Origin of the sequence: Streptomyces sp. NPDC006235 (assembly GCF_040613735.1) — a bacterium.
Classification (GTDB): domain Bacteria; phylum Actinomycetota; class Actinomycetes; order Streptomycetales; family Streptomycetaceae; genus Streptomyces.
This window is the reverse complement of record NZ_JBEXSR010000006.1, coordinates 15,421-34,772: the sequence shown is the minus strand read 5'-3', so window position 1 is coordinate 34,772 and position 19,352 is coordinate 15,421. Positions and strand designations below refer to the sequence as shown.

Below are 19,352 nucleotides of genomic sequence, written 5' to 3'. Positions count from 1 at the left end.
AGCGAGCGTGTGCGAAGGAGGCCCCATGGCCGTCGACTACCTCGTGATCGTCGTCTACCTGGCCGGGATGCTCGCCATGGGCTGGTGGGGCATGCGCCGCGCCCGCTCCAAGAGCGAGTTCCTGGTGGCCGGCCGCCGCCTCGGCCCGGCCATGTACTCCGGCACCATGGCGGCGATCGTCCTCGGCGGCGCCTCCACCATCGGCGGTGTGGGCCTCGGCTACCAGTACGGCCTGTCCGGCGCCTGGATGGTCTTCACCATCGGCCTCGGCCTGCTCGCCCTCTCCGTCTTCTTCTCCGCCCGCATCGCCCGGCTGAAGGTCTACACCGTCTCCGAGATGCTCGACCTGCGCTACGGAGGCGGCCGGGCCGGCATCATCTCCGGGGTCGTCATGTGGGCGTACACCCTCATGCTCGCGGTGACCTCGACCATCGCCTACGCCACGATCTTCGACGTCCTGTTCGACATGAACCGCTCGCTCGCGATCGTCCTCGGCGGCTCGATCGTCGTCGCGTACTCCACCCTCGGCGGAATGTGGTCGATCACCCTGACGGACATGGTGCAGTTCGTCGTGAAGACCATCGGCGTGCTGCTCCTGCTGCTGCCGATCGCCGTCGTGAAGGCGGGCGGGTTCGCCGAGATGCAGGCCCAGTTGCCCACCGGGTACTTCGACCCGCTCGGCATCGGCGGCGAGACGATCTTCACCTACGTGCTGATCTACACCTTCGGCATGCTCATCGGGCAGGACATCTGGCAGCGCGTGTTCACCGCCCGCAGCGACCGGACCGCCCGGTGGGGCGGGACGATCGCCGGCACCTACTGCCTCGCGTACGCCCTCGCCGGTGCCGTCATCGGTACGGCGGCCAAGGTGCTGTACCCGAAGCTCGGCAGCGCGGACGACGCCTTCGCCACCATCGTGAAGGACGAACTGCCCGTCGGAGTCCGGGGCCTGGTGCTCGCCGCCGCCCTGGCCGCGGTGATGTCCACCTCCTCCGGCGCGCTGATCGCCTGCGCCACCGTCGCCAACAACGACATCTGGTCCCGGCTGCGGGGGCTCGGCACGGCACCTTCCGGCGACCATGACGAGGTGAAGGGCAACCGCGCCTTCATCCTGCTCATGGGGATCGCCGTCATCGGCACGGCCATCGCGATCGACGACGTCGTGCAGGCGCTGACCGTCGCCTACAACCTCCTCGTCGGCGGACTGCTCGTGCCGATCCTCGGCGGGCTGGTGTGGAAGCGGGGCACGGTGTACGGCGCCCTCGCCTCGGTCGTGGTCGGCGGACTCGCGGTCATCGTGCTGATGGCGACCCACGGCATCCTCGCCAACGAGCCCGTCTACTACGGCCTGCTCGCCTCACTCGCCGCGTACGTGATCGTCTCGCTGGCCACCCCCGCCACCGACGCCGCCGTCCTCGCCGCCTGGCGCGAGCGGCTCGCCGGACGGTCCCCCGAACTCGCGTCCGAACCGGTCGCGGCTCCCCAGTAGAGTCGTAGAGCAGTCCGCATATAGCAGCACACAGCAGTACATACACGATGAAGCGTAGGAGAGAAGGCATTTCCTCATGAGCAGCAACGAGACTCCCCGCGGGCCCGTCGACTCCTCCCGCGTCCCGCGGTACGCCGGTCCCGCGACCTTCGCCCGGCTGCCCCGGCTCGACGAGGTCGGCGGACGGGCCGATGTCGCCGTGGTGGGCGTGCCGTTCGACTCGGGTGTCTCGTACCGGCCGGGCGCCCGCTTCGGCGGCAACGCGATCCGCGAGGCGTCCCGGCTGCTGCGCCCGTACAACCCGGCGCAGGACGCCTCCCCGTTCGCCCTCGCCCAGGTCGCGGACGGCGGGGACATCGCCGTCAACCCGTTCAACATCAACGAGGCCGTCGAGACCGTCGAGGCGGCGGCGGACGACCTGCTCGGGACGGGCGCCCGCCTGATGACCCTCGGCGGCGACCACACCATCGCGCTGCCCCTGCTGCGCTCGGTGGCGAAGAAGCACGGCCCGGTGGCCCTGCTGCACTTCGACGCCCACCTCGACACCTGGGACACCTACTTCGGCGCCGAGTACACGCACGGCACCCCGTTCCGCCGCGCGGTCGAGGAGGGCATCCTCGACACCTCCGCCCTGTCCCACGTCGGCACGCGCGGCCCGCTCTACGGCAAGCAGGACCTGACCGACGACGAGAAGATGGGCTTCGGCATCGTCACCTCGGCGGACGTCTACCGGCGCGGCGCCGACGAGGTCGCCGACCAGCTCCGCCAGCGCATCGGCGACCGGCCGCTGTACATCTCCATCGACATCGACTGCCTCGACCCGGCCCACGCGCCCGGCACGGGCACGCCCGAGGCCGGCGGCATGACCTCGCGCGAGCTGCTGGAGATCCTGCGCGGGCTGGCGTCCTGCAACCTGGTCTCGGCGGACGTCGTCGAGGTGGCCCCCGCGTACGATCACGCGGAGATCACGTCGGTGGCCGCGTCCCACACGGCGTACGAACTGACCACGATCATGTCGCGCCAGATCGCCGCGGCCCGGAAGGACTCGGAAGCGCAGTGACTCACGACCACGACCTGGTACTCCGCCCGACGCCCGCCCAGACGGAGGCCGCCCTGAACCCTCCCCCCGGCCGCACCGGCGGAGACCTGGTCGTGGAGACGCTGGCCGCGCTGGGCGCGACGACCGTCTTCGGACTGCCCGGCCAGCACGCCCTCGGCATGTTCGACGCGCTGCGCCGCTCCGACCTCCGGTACATCGGCCTGCGGGTGGAGAACAACGCCGGGTTCGCGGCGGACGCGTACGGCCGGATCACGGGTGAGGCGGCGCCCCTGCTGTTGTCGACGGGGCCGGGAGCGCTGACCTCGCTGGCGGCGCTCCAGGAGGCGGCCGCGGCCAGCGCCCCCGTCCTGGCGATCAGCAGCCAGGTCCCGACGGCCGGGCTCGGCGGCGGCCGCCACGGCTATCTGCACGAACTGCCCGACCAGGCGGCTTCGTTCCGGGGCGTGGTGAAGTCGGTCCACACCGTCCGCACCCCGTCGCAGATCCCGTCCGCCATCGAGGCGGCCTGGAAGTCGGCGCTGAGCGCCCCGCACGGCCCGGTGTGGGTGGAGATCCCGCAGGACGTGCTGCTCGCCGAGACGGCGATCCCGGCGGTGACCGGCGGCGACGCCTTCCCCGAGGAACTGCCGCCGCGCCCCGAACTGACCGCCGTGGCCGCCGACCTGCTGTCGAAGGCGGCCCGTCCGGTGATCATCGCGGGCGGTGGAGTCGTCCGGGCGGACGCGTCCAAGAAGCTGCGCCAGTTGGCCGAGACGCTTCAGGCGCCGGTCGTCACGACGCCCGGCGGCAAGGGCGCCTTCCCCTGGACGCATCCGCTGTCACTCCAGTCCTGGATCGAGGACCGCCACACCACGGACTTCCTGGAGGACGCGGACGTCCTCCTCGTCGTCGGCTCGGGACTGGGCGAACTCTCCTCGAACTACCACACGTTCAAGCCTCGCGGCCGGGTCGTCCAGATCGAGGCCGACCTCGGCAAGCTGGAGTCCAACCACCCCGCCCTGGGCATCCACGCGGACGCCCGTCTCGCGCTGCAGGCACTGCTGGAGACGGTCTCCGAGCGGCAGGACCCGACGGCGCCGGAGCGCGTGCGCGCACTCCTCGCGAAGGTCGCCGAACGCATCGCCACCCAGGAACTCACCCTGGAACAGGATGTGTTGGCCTCCGTCCGCAGGGCCCTCCCCACCGACTCCCCGTCCTTCTGGGACATGACGATCCTCGCGTACTGGGCCTGGTCGGCCTTCGACGCCAAGGGCCCCAACCACATGCACTCGGCCCAGGGCGCGGGCGGCCTCGGTTACGCCTTCCCGGCGGCACTCGGCGCGGCGGTGGCCGACCCGACCCGGCCCGTCCTCGCCGTCTCCGGTGACGGCGGCGCCCTGTACTCGATCGCCGAGCTGGCGACGGCCCGCCAGTACGGCCTGAACGTCACCTGGCTGATCGTCGACGACGGCGGCTACGGCATCCTGCGCGAGTACATGACCGACGCGTTCGGCGAGGCGACGGCGACGGAACTGACCCGGCCGGACTACGTGGCACTGGCGGAGTCCTTCGGCGTGCCCGGGGTCCGTACGACCCCGGAGAACCTGGAGCAGGACCTCGCGAAGCAACTCGCGTCGCCGGGGCCCTCGGTGGTCCTGCTCCCGGCTGTGCTGCGGATGTTCGCACCGACGCACCTGGACTGAGCCCCGGCCGGTCCGGCCAGGGCTCGTTCGAGAAAGGCCGCGTTCGAGAAAGGCCGCAGTCTTCGCTCCTCACATGGGCGGGGCCAAGCGGGGCACCCATGTATCCGTCCACCAGCGAAGGGGAGCTGATCATGGTAGTCGCCGCCGTCATCGTCGGGTGTGTGGTCCTGGCCGTCCTGGCCTTCCTCGTCCCCCGCCTCTCCCGCCACCCCGAACGCGGCACGCAACGTACCCTCGGTGCCGGTGCCCGGGTCGGTGGCAAGGCGCCCGGCATTCTGGGCCGGCTCTTCAGCAAGCCGTTCCACAGCAGTTCGCGCGCGGTGAGCCGCAGCGGTTCGGCAGGGCGCCGCTCCCGCGGCCGCATGCCCTTCTGACCTACGGCTCTGACCTACGGCGCGGGCCGAGCGGGAGCCTGAGCCGGCAAGGACCGCGAGGCCGTCACGAGCCCCTCCCTCCCAACCGGAAGGGGCTCGCCCCGCGTCATCGTGTATCGGTATCGGTATCGGCGGGGCGGAAGCATGCCGTCACCGTCTTGCCGTTCCGCCGGCACCGCATCCCCCACTCATCGGCGAGCTTCCGCACGATCGCCACTCCGCGGCCGGAGACAGCCCCCGGCTCCGCTTCGCGCGGGCGCGGCAGCGTCGGGTCCTCGTCGTGGACGCTCACATGAAGGCAGTCGCCGTCCCAGGTGAGGACCAGGTGCGCGTCGCTGTGCGCGTGGATGTGCGCATTGGTGATCAGCTCGGACACGGCCAGCACGATGGAGTCCACCGTGTCCGGCTCCGCAGCGGCCCAGGGCAGGGATTCGAGACGCCTGCGGGTCCACTCCCGCCCGGCGCGTACTCCCTCGGACATGGGGAACGAGTGCGCCCATCCCATCGCCTTCACCGCCACGGCCTCGACCTCTTCTCCCTCGGCCCCACACGTGAAGGAACCGGGTACCCGGCGCCCTCCTCGACAGACACGACGCGGTGGGCCGCCCGCGACATTCCGGCCGGCCCACCCCACATGCCAATTACTTCTCAAGCACGGGTTCGAACACGGCCTACAGGCCGTCGCGGACCATCGCGGCGACGAGGTGGACGTGGCGGTCGGCCGCCGTGTTCGACATCTCGTTCTCGAAGTTCAGGCCGTAGGGCCAGAAGTGGCCGCCGCCGGTGGAGATCTTCGCGCCGGAGCCGTCGTACTGCTTGACCAGCGCGGTCGCCTGCCCGCCGGTCCAGGTGCCGCTGCCGCCGAGGCGGGACCATCCCGAGCTGGTGCCCACGCCGATGGTGTGGGCGATCTCGTGCAGGGCCGTCCGCTCGGTCATGTAGCTGCGGTTGCTGCCGAAGCGGATGGTCCCGTTGATGTTGCCGTCGGCGGTGGGGACACCCGGCTCGTAGCGGACGGTGATGGTCTTGCCCAGATCACTGAGGTTGTTGTAGCGGGCCACCGCTGCGTTCATGGCCCGGGTGATGGCGTCGTAGGCGGTGCGCTGGTCCTCGGTGGGGTTGCTCGCCCGCACGAGGGACCAGGTGATGGTGGCCGCGGCGGCGCGTTCGCGGGCGGGGGCGGGGGCGGTTGCGGAGGTGACCTGGGAGGTGGTCTCGGGGGTGGTGGCGGCCTGGGCGACACCCGGGCCGGCCAGGAGTGCGGCCGTCAGGGCGGCTGTGAGGGCCTTGCGTGGGCTCATTGAGGATCCTCCTGTGGGGGGCCGTCGAAAGCTTGCGAAACTTCGTACGACGTTCGGGATCTCGGACAGCGGTAGCCAATTCGCTTTGCTGGCGGGGAAGTTGACGCGCTGTCGACCGCAAGTATCCCGGCGGGAAAGGCCCCGTCAAGAGTTTCAGCAGGGGTCAGTGGAACGGCCGGGCCGAGGGTGGTGGCGAACAACCCTGACTTGCGGCCCCTGTGCCGAATGTGCCGAAATTGGGCCCACCCTGTGAAACCGCCCGGCACCCCGGTAACGACTCGCACAAGTCTTCACCAAGTCGCACAACTTTTCCCCCGCCTCGATGAGTCATGGGTGCATGACTTCTGGGATATCCCGCCGCGCGAGAGTGCTGGCGGTGGCCGTGGGTACGGGTGTGCTCGTGCCGCTCGTCGCCGCCACGCCCGCGGCCGCCGCCACGCCGGCCGTGACCTGTACGTCCGCCAAGGCCGGGCTGGCCGCCAAGCTGAAGAAGGACATCACCGCCGCGCTGGCCACCCGCAAGGGCACCGTCGCCGTCGGCCTCTACGACCGCAGCACCAACACGACGTGCACCCTGCGCGCGAGTTCCGCCTACGACTCGGCCAGCGTCGTCAAGGTCACCGTCCTCGCCACGCTGCTGTGGGACGCGAAGAAGCACAACCGGTATCTCACCGACCGCGAGAACACCCTCGCCAAGGCCATGATCACCAAGTCGGACAACGCCGCGACCTCCACCCTGTGGAAGCAGCTCGGCATGACGAAGATCAAGGGCTTCCTCAGCGCCGCCGGCATGACCCAGACCAAGCCCGGCGCGAACGGCTACTGGGGCCTGACGCAGATCACCGTCACCGACGAGCAGAAGCTGCTGAAGCTCCTGACGGCCAAGAACGCGGTCCTGAGCGACAACTCCCGCGCCTACATCCTCAAGTTGATGGGGCAGGTCGTCTCGTCCCAGCGCTGGGGCACGCCGTACGGAGTGCCGTCCGGCGTCACCGTGGCCGTGAAGAACGGCTGGCTGCAACGCTCCACGAACGGCTGGCGGGTGCACAGTGTCGGCGCGTTCAAGGGCGGCGGCCACGACTACATGATGACCGTGCTCACCCACGGCAACAGCACCATGAACTACGGCATCGCGACCATTCAGGCCGTGGCCAAGGTCATCCACAAGGACCTGGCCGCGAGCTGACCCTTCACCACGCGTCCTACCCGGCGTCACCGGCCCGCCCTACCGTGACGCCATGCCCCTGAGAACCCACCTCGCCCTGCTCACCGCGGGCCTTGCGGCGGCCACATGCCTGACCGCCGTCGGCCCCGCCCAGGCGCACACGCAGCACGCCTGCTCGCCGGCCGTCTCCATCGACGGCTTCTCCGACGCGCTGGACAAGACGACGTACGAAAACACCTACGTCGGCAACCTCTCGGCACTCGCCATGGACACCGACGGCTCCCTGGCCGCCCTCTCCGACCGCTCCTCCCTCTTCCGCCTGGACGCGAGGACGCTGAAGCCCCGGTCCGTGATCCCGCTCGCCGACGAGCAGGGCACCGCGCTCGACTCCGAGGGCCTGGTCGTCGCCCGCGACGGCACGTACCTCGTCTCCTCCGAGACGGAGCCCTCCATCCGGCGCTACTCCCGCACCGGCAGGCTCCGCGACCGCCTCCCGGTCCCGGACGCCCTGCGGGTGAGCCCCGCGGGCCGCGCCCGGCCCAACGGCACCTTCGAGGGCCTGACCCTGCTCCCCGGCGGCCGCACCCTGCTGGCCTCCATGGAGTACGCGCTCTCCGGCGACGACGCGACGACCGTCCGCTTCCAGACTTGGCGCAGGACGCCGCACGGCCACTTCGCCCTCGCCGCCCAGTACGCCTACCGCACGGACCCCGGCCTGGGCGTCCCCGAGGTCCAGGCGACCCCCGACGGCCGCCTCCTGGTCCTGGAGCGCGGCTTCACCTCCGGCGTGGGCAACACGGTCCGCCTCTACCTGGCCGACCCGCGAGGGGCGACGGACACGAGCGGCCTCGACACCCTGCCGGCGCGCCCCGAGGCCCGCCTGATCGACAAAACCCTCCTCACCGACCTCTCGACCTGCCCCTCCCTCGGAGCCACGGCCAAACAACCCCAGCCGAATCCCCTCCTCGACAACATCGAGGCGATGACGATCACGAGCCGCAGGAACAACACCCTGAAGGTCCTCCTCGCCAGCGACGACAACGAGAACGAGACCCAGACGACCCGCTTCTACGCCCTACGGGTGAGGCTGACCTCGTAGCCGCACGCCGCCGCTCGTCTCATCCAAGGCCGCCCCCCCCGTCCCGCGACCAGGGGATCCCGCCCGCGCCTCCACTCGGTGCGGCCTGTCAGCGGCTCGGGGATCCCCGCCGAAGACGTAGGGGCGAAGCCCCGGTCAGGGGCGCAGGGGGCGAAGCCCCCGCCGGGGCCCGGGGCAGGAGCCCCGGGGTGGGGGCGACCTCTTGTCCGACCGCTTCGGGCGGGCGGGTGGGAGAACCCCGGGGGGTGTGGGGGCGGAGCCCCCACAGGCATCAGCCTCCTGGCCGACAGATACGGGCGGGCGGGTGGGCGAACACCCCCCGCTAAACCCCCACCGCCGCGAACGCCCCCCGAGCCATCCGATGCAGCAGCTCCGCCGTAGCCCCCCGCCCGGGCAAAGACCCCGCCCTCCCCAGATGCGGCGTCGAGTTCAGCAGCCCGAACACCGAGTGCACAGCCGACCGAGCCGCAGGCTCACCGAGCCCCGGGTACACCTCCCGCACCACCCCCACCCACAGCTCCACGTACTGCCGCTGCAGCTGCCGCACCATCTTCCGGTCGCTGTCCCGGAGGCGATCCAGCTCCCGATCGTGCAGGGTGATCAGAGGCCGGTCGTCGAGCGCGAAGTCGATGTGCCCCTCGATCAGCGAGTCGAGGACCGCCTCCGCCCCCGCACCCCCGTCCGCCTCCGCCACCCGCCGCTTCGCCCCGGTCAGCAGCTGCCCGCTGATCCCCACCAGCAGCTCCGCGAGCATCGCGTCCTTGCCCGCGAAGTGCCGGTACAGCCCGGGCCCGCTGATCCCGACAGCGGCACCTATCTCGTCGACTCCGACCCCGTGGAAGCCCCGCTCGGCGAAGAGCCGGGCAGCCTCCTTGAGGATCTGCTCGCGTCGGGTGGGGGCGTCGGTTCTCGTGGCCATGAAATCAATTCTAGACAGGGAGGTTAGCGGTCGTTAACCTGAAGGAAATGCGTTAACGCTCATTAACAAGGTGAGGGGACCGCAGGATGCACGAGGCACCGGAGCTCACGAGCGCGGCAGACCCCGCGTCGGAGGCCTTTCGGGCCAACGAGGAGGCGCACCACGCCCTCGTGGAGGAGCTGCGCGCCAAGCTGGCCGCAGCCGCGCAGGGCGGCGGCGAGAAGGCCCGCGCCCGCCACACCGCGCGCGGCAAGCTGCTCCCCCGCGACCGCGTCGACACCCTCCTCGACCCGGGCTCGCCCTTCCTGGAGCTGGCCCCGCTCGCGGCCGACGGGATGTACGAGGGCCAGGCCCCGGCCGCCGGTGTCATCGCCGGCATCGGCCGGGTCAGCGGCCGCGAAACGGTGGTCATCGCCAACGACGCCACGGTCAAGGGCGGCACGTATTACCCGATGACGGTCAAGAAGCACCTCCGCGCCCAGGAGGTCGCCCTCGACAACCGCCTGCCCTGCGTCTACCTGGTGGACTCCGGCGGCGCCTTCCTCCCCATGCAGGACGAGGTCTTCCCGGACCGGGACCACTTCGGCCGGATCTTCTACAACCAGGCCCGCATGTCCGGCGCCGGCATCCCCCAGATCGCCGCCGTCCTCGGCTCGTGCACGGCCGGCGGGGCGTACGTCCCGGCGATGAGCGACGAGGCGGTGATCGTCCGCAACCAGGGCACGATCTTCCTGGGCGGCCCGCCCCTGGTGAAGGCGGCCACGGGCGAGGTCGTCACGGCGGAGGAGCTCGGCGGCGGCGAGGTCCACTCCCGCGTCTCGGGCGTCACGGACCACCTCGCGGAGAACGACGCGCACGCGCTCCGCCTCGTCCGCACGATCGTCTCCACCCTCCCCACCCGCGGCCCCCTCCCCTGGGAGGTCACGGAGGCGACGGAACCCAAGGTCGACCCGCACGGCCTCTACGGCGCTGTCCCGGTCGACTCCCGCACCCCGTACGACGTGCGCGAGATCATCGCCCGGGTCGTCGACGGCTCCCGTTTCGCCGAGTTCAAGTCCGAGTTCGGCCAGACCCTGGTGACGGGCTTCGCCCGGATCCACGGCCACCCGGTGGGCATCGTCGCCAACAACGGCATCCTGTTCTCCGAGTCCGCCCAGAAGGGCGCCCACTTCATCGAGCTGTGCGACCAGCGCGGCATCCCCCTGGTGTTCCTGCAGAACATCTCCGGGTTCATGGTCGGCAAGGACTACGAGGCGGGCGGCATCGCCAAGCACGGCGCCAAGATGGTCACGGCCGTGGCCTGCACCCGCGTACCGAAGCTGACGGTGGTGGTCGGCGGCTCGTACGGCGCGGGCAACTACTCGATGTGCGGCCGGGCGTACTCCCCCCGCTTCCTGTGGATGTGGCCGAACGCCAAGATCTCGGTCATGGGCGGGGAGCAGGCCGCGTCGGTCCTCGCGACCGTCAAGCGGGACCAGCTGGAGGCCCGCGGCGAGTCCTGGCCGGCGGAGGACGAGGAGGCCTTCAAGGCCCCGATCCGCGACCAGTACGAGCGCCAGGGCAACGCCTACTACGCGACGGCCCGCCTCTGGGACGACGGTGTGATCGACCCGCTGGACACCCGCCAGGTCCTGGGCCTGGCCCTGACCGCGTGCGCCAACGCGCCCCTGGGTGACCCCCAGTTCGGCGTCTTCCGGATGTGAGGGGACGGACGACGATGTTCGAGACAGTGCTGGTGGCCAACCGGGGCGAGATCGCCGTACGGGTCATCCGTACGCTGCGGTCGATGGGCGTGCGCTCGGTGGCCGTCTTCTCCGACGCGGACGCCGACGCCCGGCATGTCCGCGAGGCGGACACGGCGGTGCGGATCGGCCCGGCCCCCGCGTCCGAGAGCTACCTGTCGGTGGAGCGCCTGCTGCAGGCCGCGGCCCGCACCGGCGCCCAGGCCGTCCACCCCGGCTACGGCTTCCTCGCCGAGAACGCCGCCTTCGCACGCGCCTGCGCCGAGGCCGGTCTGGTCTTCATCGGCCCTCCGGCGGACGCGATCTCCCCCATGGGCGACAAGATCCGCGCCAAGGAGACGGTCCGGGCGGCCGGAGTGCCCGTGGTCCCCGGCGGCCGCGACCCTGAACTGGCCGACGCGGCCCGCGAACTGGGTGCACCCGTGCTGCTGAAGCCGAGCGCGGGCGGCGGCGGCAAGGGCATGCGCCTGGTGCGGGACCTGACCCGGCTGGAGGAGGAGATCGCCGCGGCCCGCCGCGAGGCCCGCGCCTCCTTCGGCGACGACACGCTCCTGGTGGAGCGCTGGATCGACCGCCCCCGCCACATCGAGATCCAGGTCCTGGCCGACGGACATGGGAACGTCGTCCACCTCGGGGAGCGCGAGTGCTCCCTCCAGCGCCGCCACCAGAAGATCATCGAGGAGGCGCCGAGCGTCCTCCTCGACGAGGAGACGCGCGCCGCCATGGGCGAGGCGGCGGTCCAGGCGGCCCGCTCCTGCGGCTACCGGGGCGCGGGCACGGTGGAGTTCATCGTCCCCGGCACCGACCCGTCGTCGTACTACTTCATGGAGATGAACACCCGCCTCCAGGTGGAGCACCCGGTCACGGAGCTGATCACGGGCCTGGACCTGGTCGAGTGGCAGCTGCGCGTGGCGGCCGGCGAGCCTCTGGGCTTCACCCAGGCGGACGTACGGCTGACCGGCCACGCCGTGGAGGCCCGTATCTGCGCCGAGGACCCGGCGCGCGGCTTCCTCCCCTCCGGCGGCACGATCCTGCGGCTCCGCGAACCGCAGGGCGACGGCATCCGCACCGACTCGGGCCTCACGGAGGGCACGGAGGTCGGCAGCCTCTACGACCCGATGCTCTCGAAGGTCATCGCGTACGGCCCCGACCGCGCGACCGCCCTGCGCAAGCTCCGTTCGGCCCTGGCGGAGACGGTCACGCTCGGGGTGCAGACCAACGCCGGCTTCCTGCGCCGGCTGCTCGCCCACCCGGCGGTGGTCGCCGGCGACCTGGACACCGGCCTGGTCGAGCGCGAGGTGGAGGACCTGGTGTCCACGGACGTACCCGAGGAGGTCTACGAGGCGGCAGCGGTGGTACGCCTGGAGGCGCTCCGGCCCGAGCCGGGCGGCTGGACGGACCCCTTCTCGGTCCCCAGCGGCTGGCGGCTCGGCGGGGAGCACAAACCGCCCGCCTTCCACCTCAGGATCCAGGACCCCCTGGAGTACACCCCGCGCGGCACCGCCACGGTCACCGACGACCGGGTCTCCGTCACGCTGGACGGCGTCCGCCACACCTTCCACCGCGCCGCCGACTGGCTCGGCCGCGACGGCGACGCCTGGCACGTCCGCGACCACGACCCGGTGGCCGCGTCCCTGAGCCGCGCGGCCCACGCGGGCGCCGACTCGCTGACAGCGCCCATGCCGGGCACGGTGACGGTGGTGAAGGTCGCCGTCGGCGACGAGGTGACGGCGGGCCAGAGCCTGCTGGTGGTGGAGGCGATGAAGATGGAGCACGTCATCTCCGCCCCGCACGCCGGCAAGGTCACGGAACTGGACGTGACCCCGGGCTCGACGGTCGCCATGGACCAGGTGCTGGCGGTCATCGCACCGCACGAGGGGGCGCAGGAGGAGGCGGAGAAATGACCGTCGACGGTCTCCCGATGGTGGTCCCGACCGCGGACCTGCCCACCCGCGTCCGCATCCACGAGGTGGGCGCACGCGACGGCCTGCAGAACGAGAAGGCGACGGTCCCCACCGACGTCAAGGCGGAGTTCATCCGCCGTCTGGCCGAAGCGGGCCTGACGACGATCGAGGCGACGAGCTTCGTCCACCCCAAGTGGGTCCCGCAACTGGCGGACGCGGAGCAGCTCTACCCCTTGGTCGGCGACCTCCCGGTGGCACTCCCGGTGCTGGTGCCGAACGAACGCGGACTGGACCGCGCGCTGGCGCTGGGCGCGCGGCGGGTGGCGGTCTTCGCCAGCGCCACGGAGTCCTTCGCCAAGGCCAACCTCAACCGCACGGTGGACGAGGCCCTGGCGATGTTCGACCCGGTGGTGGCCCGGTCTAAGGCGGCGGGCGTCCATGTCCGCGGCTACCTCTCCATGTGCTTCGGCGACCCCTGGGAAGGCGCGGTCCCGATCCCCCAGGTCGTCCGGGTCTGCAAGGCTCTCCTGGACATGGGCTGCGACGAGCTGAGCCTGGGCGACACGATCGGCGTGGCGACCCCGGGCCATGTGGTCGCGCTCCTCGCCGCGCTGGACGAGGCGGGCGTCCCGCCGTCCGCCCTGGGCGTCCACTTCCACGACACCTACGGCCAGGCTCTCGCCAACACGCTCGCCGCACTCCAGCAGGGCGTGACGACGGTCGACGCCTCCGCGGGCGGCCTGGGCGGCTGCCCGTACGCGAAGTCGGCGACCGGCAACCTGGCCACCGAAGACCTCGTGTGGATGCTGCGGGGCCTCGGCATCGACACCGGAATCGACCTCGGCCGCCTCGTCGCCACGAGCGCGTGGATGGCCGCCCACCTGGGCCGACCCAGCCCGTCCCGCACCGTCCGAGCCCTGTCCCACGAGGACACCTAGGAGCAGTGATCACCATGGACTACCGCCTGCCCCCCGAGTTGGAGGAACTCCGCCGCACCGTCGAGGAGTTCGCGCACGAGGTGGTGGCGCCGAAGATCGGCGACTTCTACGAGCGGCACGAGTTCCCGTACGAGATCGTCCGGGAGATGGGCCGCATGGGCCTGTTCGGGCTGCCGTTCCCCGAGGAGTACGGCGGCATGGGCGGCGACTACCTGGCGCTGGGCGTGGCCCTGGAGGAACTGGCCCGGGTCGACTCCTCGGTGGCCATCACGCTCGAAGCCGGCGTCTCGCTCGGCGCGATGCCGGTCTTCCGCTACGGCACGGAGGCCCAGAAACAGGAATGGCTGCCCCGTCTCTGCTCCGGCGAACTCCTGGGCGCGTTCGGCCTGACGGAACCGGACGGCGGCAGCGACGCGGGCGCGACCCGCACGACGGCCCGCCTGGACGAGTCGACGAACGAGTGGGTGATCAACGGCACGAAGTGCTTCATCACCAACTCGGGCACGGACCTCACGGGCCTGGTGACGGTCACGGCGGTCACGGGCCGCACCCCGGAGGGCAAGCCGCAGATCTCCTCGATCATCGTCCCGTCCGGCACCCCGGGCTTCACGATCGCGGCCCCGTACTCGAAGGTCGGTTGGAACGCCTCGGACACCCGCGAGTTGTCCTTCTCGGACGTGCGGGTCCCGGCGGCGAACCTCCTGGGCGAGGAGGGCCGCGGCTACGCCCAGTTCCTCCGCATCCTCGACGAGGGCCGCATCGCCATCGCGGCACTGGCCACCGGCCTGGCCCAGGGCTGCGTCGACGAATCCGTCAAGTACGCCAAGGAACGCCACGCCTTCGGCAAGCCGATCGCCGCGAACCAGGCCATCCAGTTCAAGATCGCCGACATGGAGATGAAGGCCCACACGGCCCGCCTCGCCTGGCGCGACGCGGCGGCCCGCCTGGTCTCCGGCGCCCCCTTCAAGAAGGAGGCGGCCCTGGCCAAGCTCCACTCCTCCACCATCGCCGTGGACAACGCCCGCGAGGCCACCCAGATCCACGGCGGCTACGGCTTCATGAACGAGTACCCGGTCGCCCGCATGTGGCGCGACTCCAAGATCCTGGAAATCGGCGAGGGCACGAGCGAGGTCCAGCGGATGCTGATCGCCCGGGAGTTGGGGCTGATCAGCTGATCCCCCCGGCCCGGCGGCCTGCGCCGACCATCGCGTGAGCCGCCGGCCTCCCCCGGAGGGAAGTCACCCAGTGGGCACATATAATCCATGTCATCTTCACAGATCACATGGCGCTGTTCCCCGTGCCGAGAGAGCACCGGCGCTGACCACGCCGGAGAACGGGGCGTGCCTCGTTCCTCCGGGGGAGCATCACGATGGCCGGCCCTGCCGTTTCGGTGATTATCGCTGCGTACAATGCGATGCCTTATCTCACACGCTGTATTACCTCCGTCGCCGAGCAGAGCATCGGCCGGGACGCGGTGGAAGTCATCGCGGTCGACGACGGTTCGACCGACGGCACGGGTGAGGAACTCGACCGGCTGGCCGGGGAATACCCGGAGCTGTTGCGCGTATTTCACCAGGAGAATTCCGGCGGACCGTCAGCACCGCGCAACAAAGGACTCGACCACGCCCGTGGGACGTTCGTCTTCTTCCTGGACGCCGACGACTACCTGGGCCCCGAGGCCCTGGAACGCATGGTGGCCATGGCCGAGGAGAACCGGACCGACATCGTGCTCGGCAAGATGGTGGGAGTCGGCGGACGCGGGGCGCCCACCTCGATGTTCCGGCGCAACCAGCCGCGGACGGACGTCTTCTCGTCCCGCGTGTACTGGACCCTCAATCCCATGAAACTGTTCCGCCGCGAGCTGCTGGAGCGGCTGGAACTGCGGTTCCCGACGGACCTGAAGATCGGCGAGGACCAGCTCTTCGTCGGCTCCGCCTATCTGCACGCGGACGGAATCTCCGTACTCGCCGACTACGACTGCCTGTTCTGGGTCGAACGCGAGGACAGCGGCAACATCACCCTGCGGACCGGCGGCTGCGAACCCCGGCTGCGTTTCCTGCCCCGCGTGGTCGACATGCTCCTCGAACAGGTGCCGCCCGGCCCCGGCCGTGACCACCTGGCGCACCGGCACCTGACCGTGGAGGTGCAGCAGCTCCTCGACCACCTGGTGCACGAGCTCCGCCCCGAGCAAGAGAAGGCCCTGGCCCGGCTCGCCGAGGTCATCGCCCCGCTCTGGCACGAGGCGCTGAACGACCGGCTGTCGGCGATGGCCCGCCTGCGCCTGCACCTCGTACGCCACACCATGCTGGACGAACTGCTCGAACTGGTCCGGTTCGAGCGCGAGCCGGCGAGGAGCGGTGCGGCAACGCCCGTCCTGGTCGACGGCGGCCGCGCCTACGCGCGTTACCCCTACCTCCGCGACCCGTCCCGCGGCATCCCCGACTCCTGCTACGACGTGACCCGCCAGCTCGGCGTGCGCCATCACGTCACCCGCGCCGAGTTGCGCGGCACCACGCTGCACCTGGCCGGCCACGGCTATCTGCACCGGGTCGCCACCGAGGACGTTTCCACCGAGCTCGTCCTGCGCGAGCGGGCCAGTGGCACGGAGTACCGGCTTCCGGTCAGGCACACCGCGACTCCGGGGCTCGGCAAGGAGGAGGACGAGGGGCGGTATCTCTACGAACAGGCCGGTTTCGAGGCGTCCGTCGACATCACCACCGCCGGTGACGGCGGCCCTCTCCCCGACGGGCTCTGGGACATTTCTCTCACGATCGGCGCCCAGGGCGTCTCCCGCGAGGTGCGGATCGGCAGCAAGCGGGACGGCGGGGTCTCGGGCGCGTCGGCAACGCACATCGTGGACGGCGGCGGCGAGGCCCGTGCCGTGACGCTGTACACCACCACACCCCACGGCAACTTCACGCTCGACATCGGTGAACGCAAGCACGCGGTGCTGCCGCGACTGAGCCTGCGCAGCGTGCGATGGGCCCCGGGCTCGTCGACGGAACTGGAGTTGGCCGGCCGGTGCACGCTGGCCGCCTTCCCGGACGGCGCCCTCGCCGTCCACCTTCAGGACGGCCGGGGCGGAACCGCCGTCTTCCCCGCCCGCACCGCGTCACAGGCCGGCGGCGACTTCGTCGTACGGGTTCCGGTCACCGAGCTGCCGGCCGGGCTGTGGACGGGACAACTGCGGCTGGACGCCTGGTCGTTGGATCTGCCACCGATTCCCGGGAACCTGGCGCCCGCCAAGTGGCGTCGCCGCGGCCTCCCCTGGTTCGCGAAGCCTGCCCCGGGACGACACGGACAGGAGTTCGCCCTTCAGGTCGCCCGTATCGGCCTGGTCCGGGCCGTGACGCGCCGTCTCAAGCCGTAGGCGGAGCCCCTGCCGGAGCTTCGGCCCGCCCCTCGGCACGTCTCTTCGTGATCCGGATCACTGACCCCGCGGGCATCTCCGTCCTCTCCCCCGGGCACAGACACCAGAGCCCCCCTGGACACAGCATGAGGTTAGGCTAACCTAAGCTTAAATCCAGCCAACTGGCTGTCAGCCGTGCCCGCAGTGGCTCCGTACGTACGAAAGCAGACCCAGCGATGTCGAACGCCAGAACCGCCCGCTTCTCCCGCCGCGGCATCCTCGCCGCCGGCGGTGCCCTCGGACTCGGTGCGCTCGTGACCGCGTGTGGCAGCGAGGACTCGACGGACGGCGGCTCGGACTCGAAGGCGTCCGCCAAGTCCGGCCCGTGGTCCTTCAAGGACGACCGCGGCAAGAATGTGCAGCTCGACAAGGTCCCCGCGAACATCGTCGCCTTCACCGGCGTCGCCGCCGCCCTCTACGACTACGGCGTCTCCGTCAAGGGCGTCTTCGGCCCCACCAAGACGCAGGACGGCAAGCCCGACGTCCAGGCCGGCGACATGGACATCAGCAAGGTGACCATCCTCGGCAACACCTGGGACCAGTTCAACGTCGAGAAGTACGCCGCCCTCGCCCCCGAGGTGCTGATCAGCACCATGTTCGACTCCGCGGGCACCCTCTGGTACGTCCCCGAGGCCTCCAAGGACAAGATCGCCAAGCTCGCCCCGAGCGTCGGTATCTCGGTCTACGACCGTCAGCTCACCGCCCCGCTGCAGCGCATGTGGGAGCTGGCCGAGTCCCTCGGCGGCGACATGAAGGCCGCGAAGGTCACTGAGGCCAAGAAGCGGTTCGAGGAGGCCTCCGAGCGGCTGCGCAAGGCCGCCAAGGCACACCCCGACATCAAGGTGATGGCCGGTTCCGCGAGCCAGGAGCTCTTCTACGTCTCCGGCACCAACCTCTCCGTCGACCTGGAGTACTTCAAGGCCCTCGGCGTGAACTTCGTCGAGCCGCCGGAGAAGGCCAAGGCGAAGGGCGGCGGCTGGTTCGAGAGCCTGAGCTGGGAGAACGTCGACAAGTACGCGGCCGACGTCATCATGATGGACGACCGGTCCTCGGCGATCCAGCCGGCGAACATCACCGAGGCGACGTGGAAGAAGCTGCCCGCGGTGAAGGCCGGGCAGGTCATCTCCCGGTCGGCCGAGCCGATTCTGTCGTACGACAAGTGCGTGCCGTTGGTGGAGAACCTGGCGAAGGCCATCGAGACGGCCAAGAAGGTCGCCTAAGCAGGCTGCCGGATGGACTGAGTGGCGCGGCGGGTCCGTTGTGGCTTGTCGCGCCCACGCGGCGGAGCCGCATGTCGACACAGCCCCGCGCCCCTAGGTAAGTCACCCCAGCCCCGTGACAATGACTCAGGAGCCCCCATGACCACCGCCGTGGCCGCCCCGTTCCGTTTCTTTTCGCTTCAGGTCGTGCGGACGAGGCGGCTCGGTCCGTCCCTGGTCCGTGTCACCTTCGGCGGGCCCGATCTGCACGCCTTTCACTCCGACGGGCGTGACCAGTCGCTGTCGCTGTTCCTGCCCCACCCGGGGCAGCCCGAGCCGGTCGTCCCGCTCGAGCTCGGGGACGGGTGGTGGCAGGGCTGGCGTGAACTGCCGGACGACGTCCGGGCCGTGATGCGGTCGTACACCCTGCGGGAGCTGCGCCGCGACCCGGACGAGATCGACATCGACTTCGCCCTGCACGGCGTCGAGCCGGGCGCCTCGGTGCAGGCCGGCCCCGCCTCCCGCTGGGCCGCCGGTGCCGCCGCCGGCGACCGGGTGCTGCTGCTCGGCCCGGCCGTCGCCGACAACCGGGCGATCCGCTTCCGGCCGCCCGAGGACACCGACCTCGTGGTCGTCTGGGGCGACGAGACCGCCGTACCGGCCGCCTCGGCCATCGTCGAGTCGCTGCCGGCCGGCACCCGCGCCCGGGTCTGGCTGGAGGTGCCGCACGCCGGGGACATCCAGGACCTGGTGACCGAGGCGGACGCCGAGATCACCTGGCTCGTGAGGGAGGAGGCGGGCCGCGAGGGCTCCTCCATGGCCCCCGACGTCCTCCGCGAGGCCCAACTGCCCCCGGCCGAGCGGCCGTACGTCTGGATCGCCGGCGAGTCCGGCTGTGTGAAGGAGCTGCGCCGGCACTTCGTGCGCGAGCGCGGCATCGACCGCCGCCGGGTCACGTTCGTCGGCTACTGGCGCCGTGGCGTGAGCGAGGAGCAGTTGCGGGCAGAGGGATAGCCCTCGCCCCCCACCCACCCATGTGACCCATGGGTGGGTGACCACAGTTGTGACCCA

16 protein-coding genes are annotated in these 19,352 nt (G+C 71.0%); 13 read left to right on the top strand and 3 right to left on the bottom strand.

Annotated elements, in window-relative coordinates; genetic code table 11:
* The first annotated feature begins 25 nt into the window (after positions 1-25).
* The 4 genes from ABZ192_RS09465 to ABZ192_RS09450 all read left to right on the top strand — a co-directional run bounded on the left by ABZ192_RS09465 (position 26) and on the right by ABZ192_RS09450 (position 4,605).
* Entirely contained in the window at positions 26-1,489 is a 1,464-nt protein-coding gene (locus ABZ192_RS09465; RefSeq protein ID WP_356923937.1) for a sodium:solute symporter, read from the top strand.
* A 76-nt stretch (positions 1,490-1,565) separates the two neighbouring features.
* Positions 1,566-2,549, top strand: a complete 984-nt coding sequence (speB, locus tag ABZ192_RS09460; protein WP_020273332.1) for an agmatinase — start codon at positions 1,566-1,568, stop codon at positions 2,547-2,549.
* Positions 2,546-4,231 carry a thiamine pyrophosphate-binding protein gene (locus ABZ192_RS09455; RefSeq protein ID WP_356923936.1) on the top strand — a complete coding sequence of 562 codons (1,686 nt, stop codon included), beginning with the start codon at positions 2,546-2,548 and terminating at the stop codon, positions 4,229-4,231. Before speB ends, ABZ192_RS09455 begins: the two co-directional genes overlap by 4 nt.
* A gap of 131 nt (positions 4,232-4,362) precedes the next feature.
* A complete protein-coding gene (locus tag ABZ192_RS09450; RefSeq protein ID WP_356923935.1) occupies positions 4,363-4,605 on the top strand; it encodes a DUF6411 family protein in 243 nt (80 codons plus the stop codon).
* Between the two features lie 106 nt (positions 4,606-4,711).
* Here ABZ192_RS09450 and ABZ192_RS09445 read toward each other — a convergent pair whose 3' ends face one another.
* The gene (locus ABZ192_RS09445; protein WP_356923934.1) at positions 4,712-5,125 is read right to left on the bottom strand and encodes an ATP-binding protein; all 414 of its coding nucleotides are present in this window, start codon (positions 5,123-5,125) and stop codon (positions 4,712-4,714) included.
* A gap of 151 nt (positions 5,126-5,276) precedes the next feature.
* Positions 5,277-5,906 (bottom strand): hypothetical protein, encoded by a 630-nt coding sequence (locus tag ABZ192_RS09440; protein ID WP_356923933.1) that lies wholly within the window; start codon positions 5,904-5,906, stop codon positions 5,277-5,279.
* A 337-nt stretch (positions 5,907-6,243) separates the two neighbouring features.
* Here ABZ192_RS09440 and ABZ192_RS09435 point away from each other — a divergent pair, with 337 nt between their 5' ends.
* Together ABZ192_RS09435 and ABZ192_RS09430 are read left to right on the top strand one after the other, a co-directional pair.
* Positions 6,244-7,092, top strand: coding sequence for a serine hydrolase (locus ABZ192_RS09435; protein ID WP_356923932.1), 849 nt, complete (start codon positions 6,244-6,246; stop codon positions 7,090-7,092).
* 52 nt (positions 7,093-7,144) lie between these two features.
* Entirely contained in the window at positions 7,145-8,170 is a 1,026-nt protein-coding gene (locus tag ABZ192_RS09430; RefSeq protein ID WP_356923931.1) for an esterase-like activity of phytase family protein, read from the top strand.
* 322 nt (positions 8,171-8,492) lie between these two features.
* Here the strand turns inward: ABZ192_RS09430 and ABZ192_RS09425 are convergent, their stop codons facing one another.
* Positions 8,493-9,089, bottom strand: coding sequence for a TetR/AcrR family transcriptional regulator (locus ABZ192_RS09425; protein ID WP_020273324.1), 597 nt, complete (start codon positions 9,087-9,089; stop codon positions 8,493-8,495).
* A gap of 86 nt (positions 9,090-9,175) precedes the next feature.
* Between ABZ192_RS09425 and ABZ192_RS09420 the strand changes: the two genes are divergently transcribed.
* From ABZ192_RS09420 to ABZ192_RS09390, 7 genes are all read left to right on the top strand, one after another.
* Positions 9,176-10,792 carry a carboxyl transferase domain-containing protein gene (locus ABZ192_RS09420; RefSeq protein WP_356923930.1) on the top strand — a complete coding sequence of 539 codons (1,617 nt, stop codon included), beginning with the start codon at positions 9,176-9,178 and terminating at the stop codon, positions 10,790-10,792.
* Between the two features lie 14 nt (positions 10,793-10,806).
* On the top strand, positions 10,807-12,735 hold the full coding sequence (locus ABZ192_RS09415) for a biotin carboxylase N-terminal domain-containing protein (protein ID WP_356923929.1): 1,929 nt from the start codon (positions 10,807-10,809) through the stop codon (positions 12,733-12,735).
* Complete coding sequence (locus ABZ192_RS09410) at positions 12,732-13,673, top strand: hydroxymethylglutaryl-CoA lyase (protein WP_356923928.1); 942 nt, start codon at positions 12,732-12,734, stop codon at positions 13,671-13,673. The genes ABZ192_RS09415 and ABZ192_RS09410 overlap by 4 nt, the downstream gene beginning before the upstream one ends.
* Positions 13,674-13,687: 14 nt before the next feature.
* Positions 13,688-14,848: an acyl-CoA dehydrogenase family protein gene (locus ABZ192_RS09405; RefSeq protein ID WP_356923927.1), complete on the top strand. Its 1,161-nt coding sequence runs from the start codon at positions 13,688-13,690 to the stop codon at positions 14,846-14,848.
* 194 nt (positions 14,849-15,042) lie between these two features.
* Positions 15,043-17,043, top strand: a complete 2,001-nt coding sequence (locus ABZ192_RS09400; RefSeq protein ID WP_356923926.1) for a glycosyltransferase family 2 protein — start codon at positions 15,043-15,045, stop codon at positions 17,041-17,043.
* Positions 17,044-17,258: 215 nt separating this feature from the next.
* Complete coding sequence (locus ABZ192_RS09395; protein WP_356923925.1) at positions 17,259-18,302, top strand: ABC transporter substrate-binding protein; 1,044 nt, start codon at positions 17,259-17,261, stop codon at positions 18,300-18,302.
* A gap of 138 nt (positions 18,303-18,440) precedes the next feature.
* Entirely contained in the window at positions 18,441-19,295 is an 855-nt protein-coding gene (locus ABZ192_RS09390) for a siderophore-interacting protein (protein ID WP_356923924.1), read from the top strand.
* Positions 19,296-19,352 lie beyond the last annotated feature (57 nt).

What these genes read in the sequence shown, in the direction of transcription:
- ABZ192_RS09400 (WP_356923926.1), top strand. Translation starts at nt 15,043, where the DNA reads ATGGCCGGCCCTGCCGTTTCGGTGATTATCGCTGCGTACAATGCGATG.
- ABZ192_RS09405 (WP_356923927.1), top strand. Translation starts at nt 13,688, where the DNA reads ATGGACTACCGCCTGCCCCCCGAGTTGGAGGAACTCCGCCGCACCGTC.
- ABZ192_RS09390 (WP_356923924.1), top strand. Translation starts at nt 18,441, where the DNA reads ATGACCACCGCCGTGGCCGCCCCGTTCCGTTTCTTTTCGCTTCAGGTC.
- ABZ192_RS09450 (WP_356923935.1), top strand. Translation starts at nt 4,363, where the DNA reads ATGGTAGTCGCCGCCGTCATCGTCGGGTGTGTGGTCCTGGCCGTCCTG.
- ABZ192_RS09425 (WP_020273324.1), bottom strand. Translation starts at nt 9,089, where the DNA reads ATGGCCACGAGAACCGACGCCCCCACCCGACGCGAGCAGATCCTCAAG.
- ABZ192_RS09435 (WP_356923932.1), top strand. Translation starts at nt 6,244, where the DNA reads ATGACTTCTGGGATATCCCGCCGCGCGAGAGTGCTGGCGGTGGCCGTG.
- ABZ192_RS09420 (WP_356923930.1), top strand. Translation starts at nt 9,176, where the DNA reads ATGCACGAGGCACCGGAGCTCACGAGCGCGGCAGACCCCGCGTCGGAG.
- ABZ192_RS09430 (WP_356923931.1), top strand. Translation starts at nt 7,145, where the DNA reads ATGCCCCTGAGAACCCACCTCGCCCTGCTCACCGCGGGCCTTGCGGCG.
- ABZ192_RS09395 (WP_356923925.1), top strand. Translation starts at nt 17,259, where the DNA reads ATGTCGAACGCCAGAACCGCCCGCTTCTCCCGCCGCGGCATCCTCGCC.
- ABZ192_RS09410 (WP_356923928.1), top strand. Translation starts at nt 12,732, where the DNA reads ATGACCGTCGACGGTCTCCCGATGGTGGTCCCGACCGCGGACCTGCCC.
- ABZ192_RS09465 (WP_356923937.1), top strand. Translation starts at nt 26, where the DNA reads ATGGCCGTCGACTACCTCGTGATCGTCGTCTACCTGGCCGGGATGCTC.
- ABZ192_RS09440 (WP_356923933.1), bottom strand. Translation starts at nt 5,906, where the DNA reads ATGAGCCCACGCAAGGCCCTCACAGCCGCCCTGACGGCCGCACTCCTG.
- speB (WP_020273332.1), top strand. Translation starts at nt 1,566, where the DNA reads ATGAGCAGCAACGAGACTCCCCGCGGGCCCGTCGACTCCTCCCGCGTC.
- ABZ192_RS09415 (WP_356923929.1), top strand. Translation starts at nt 10,807, where the DNA reads ATGTTCGAGACAGTGCTGGTGGCCAACCGGGGCGAGATCGCCGTACGG.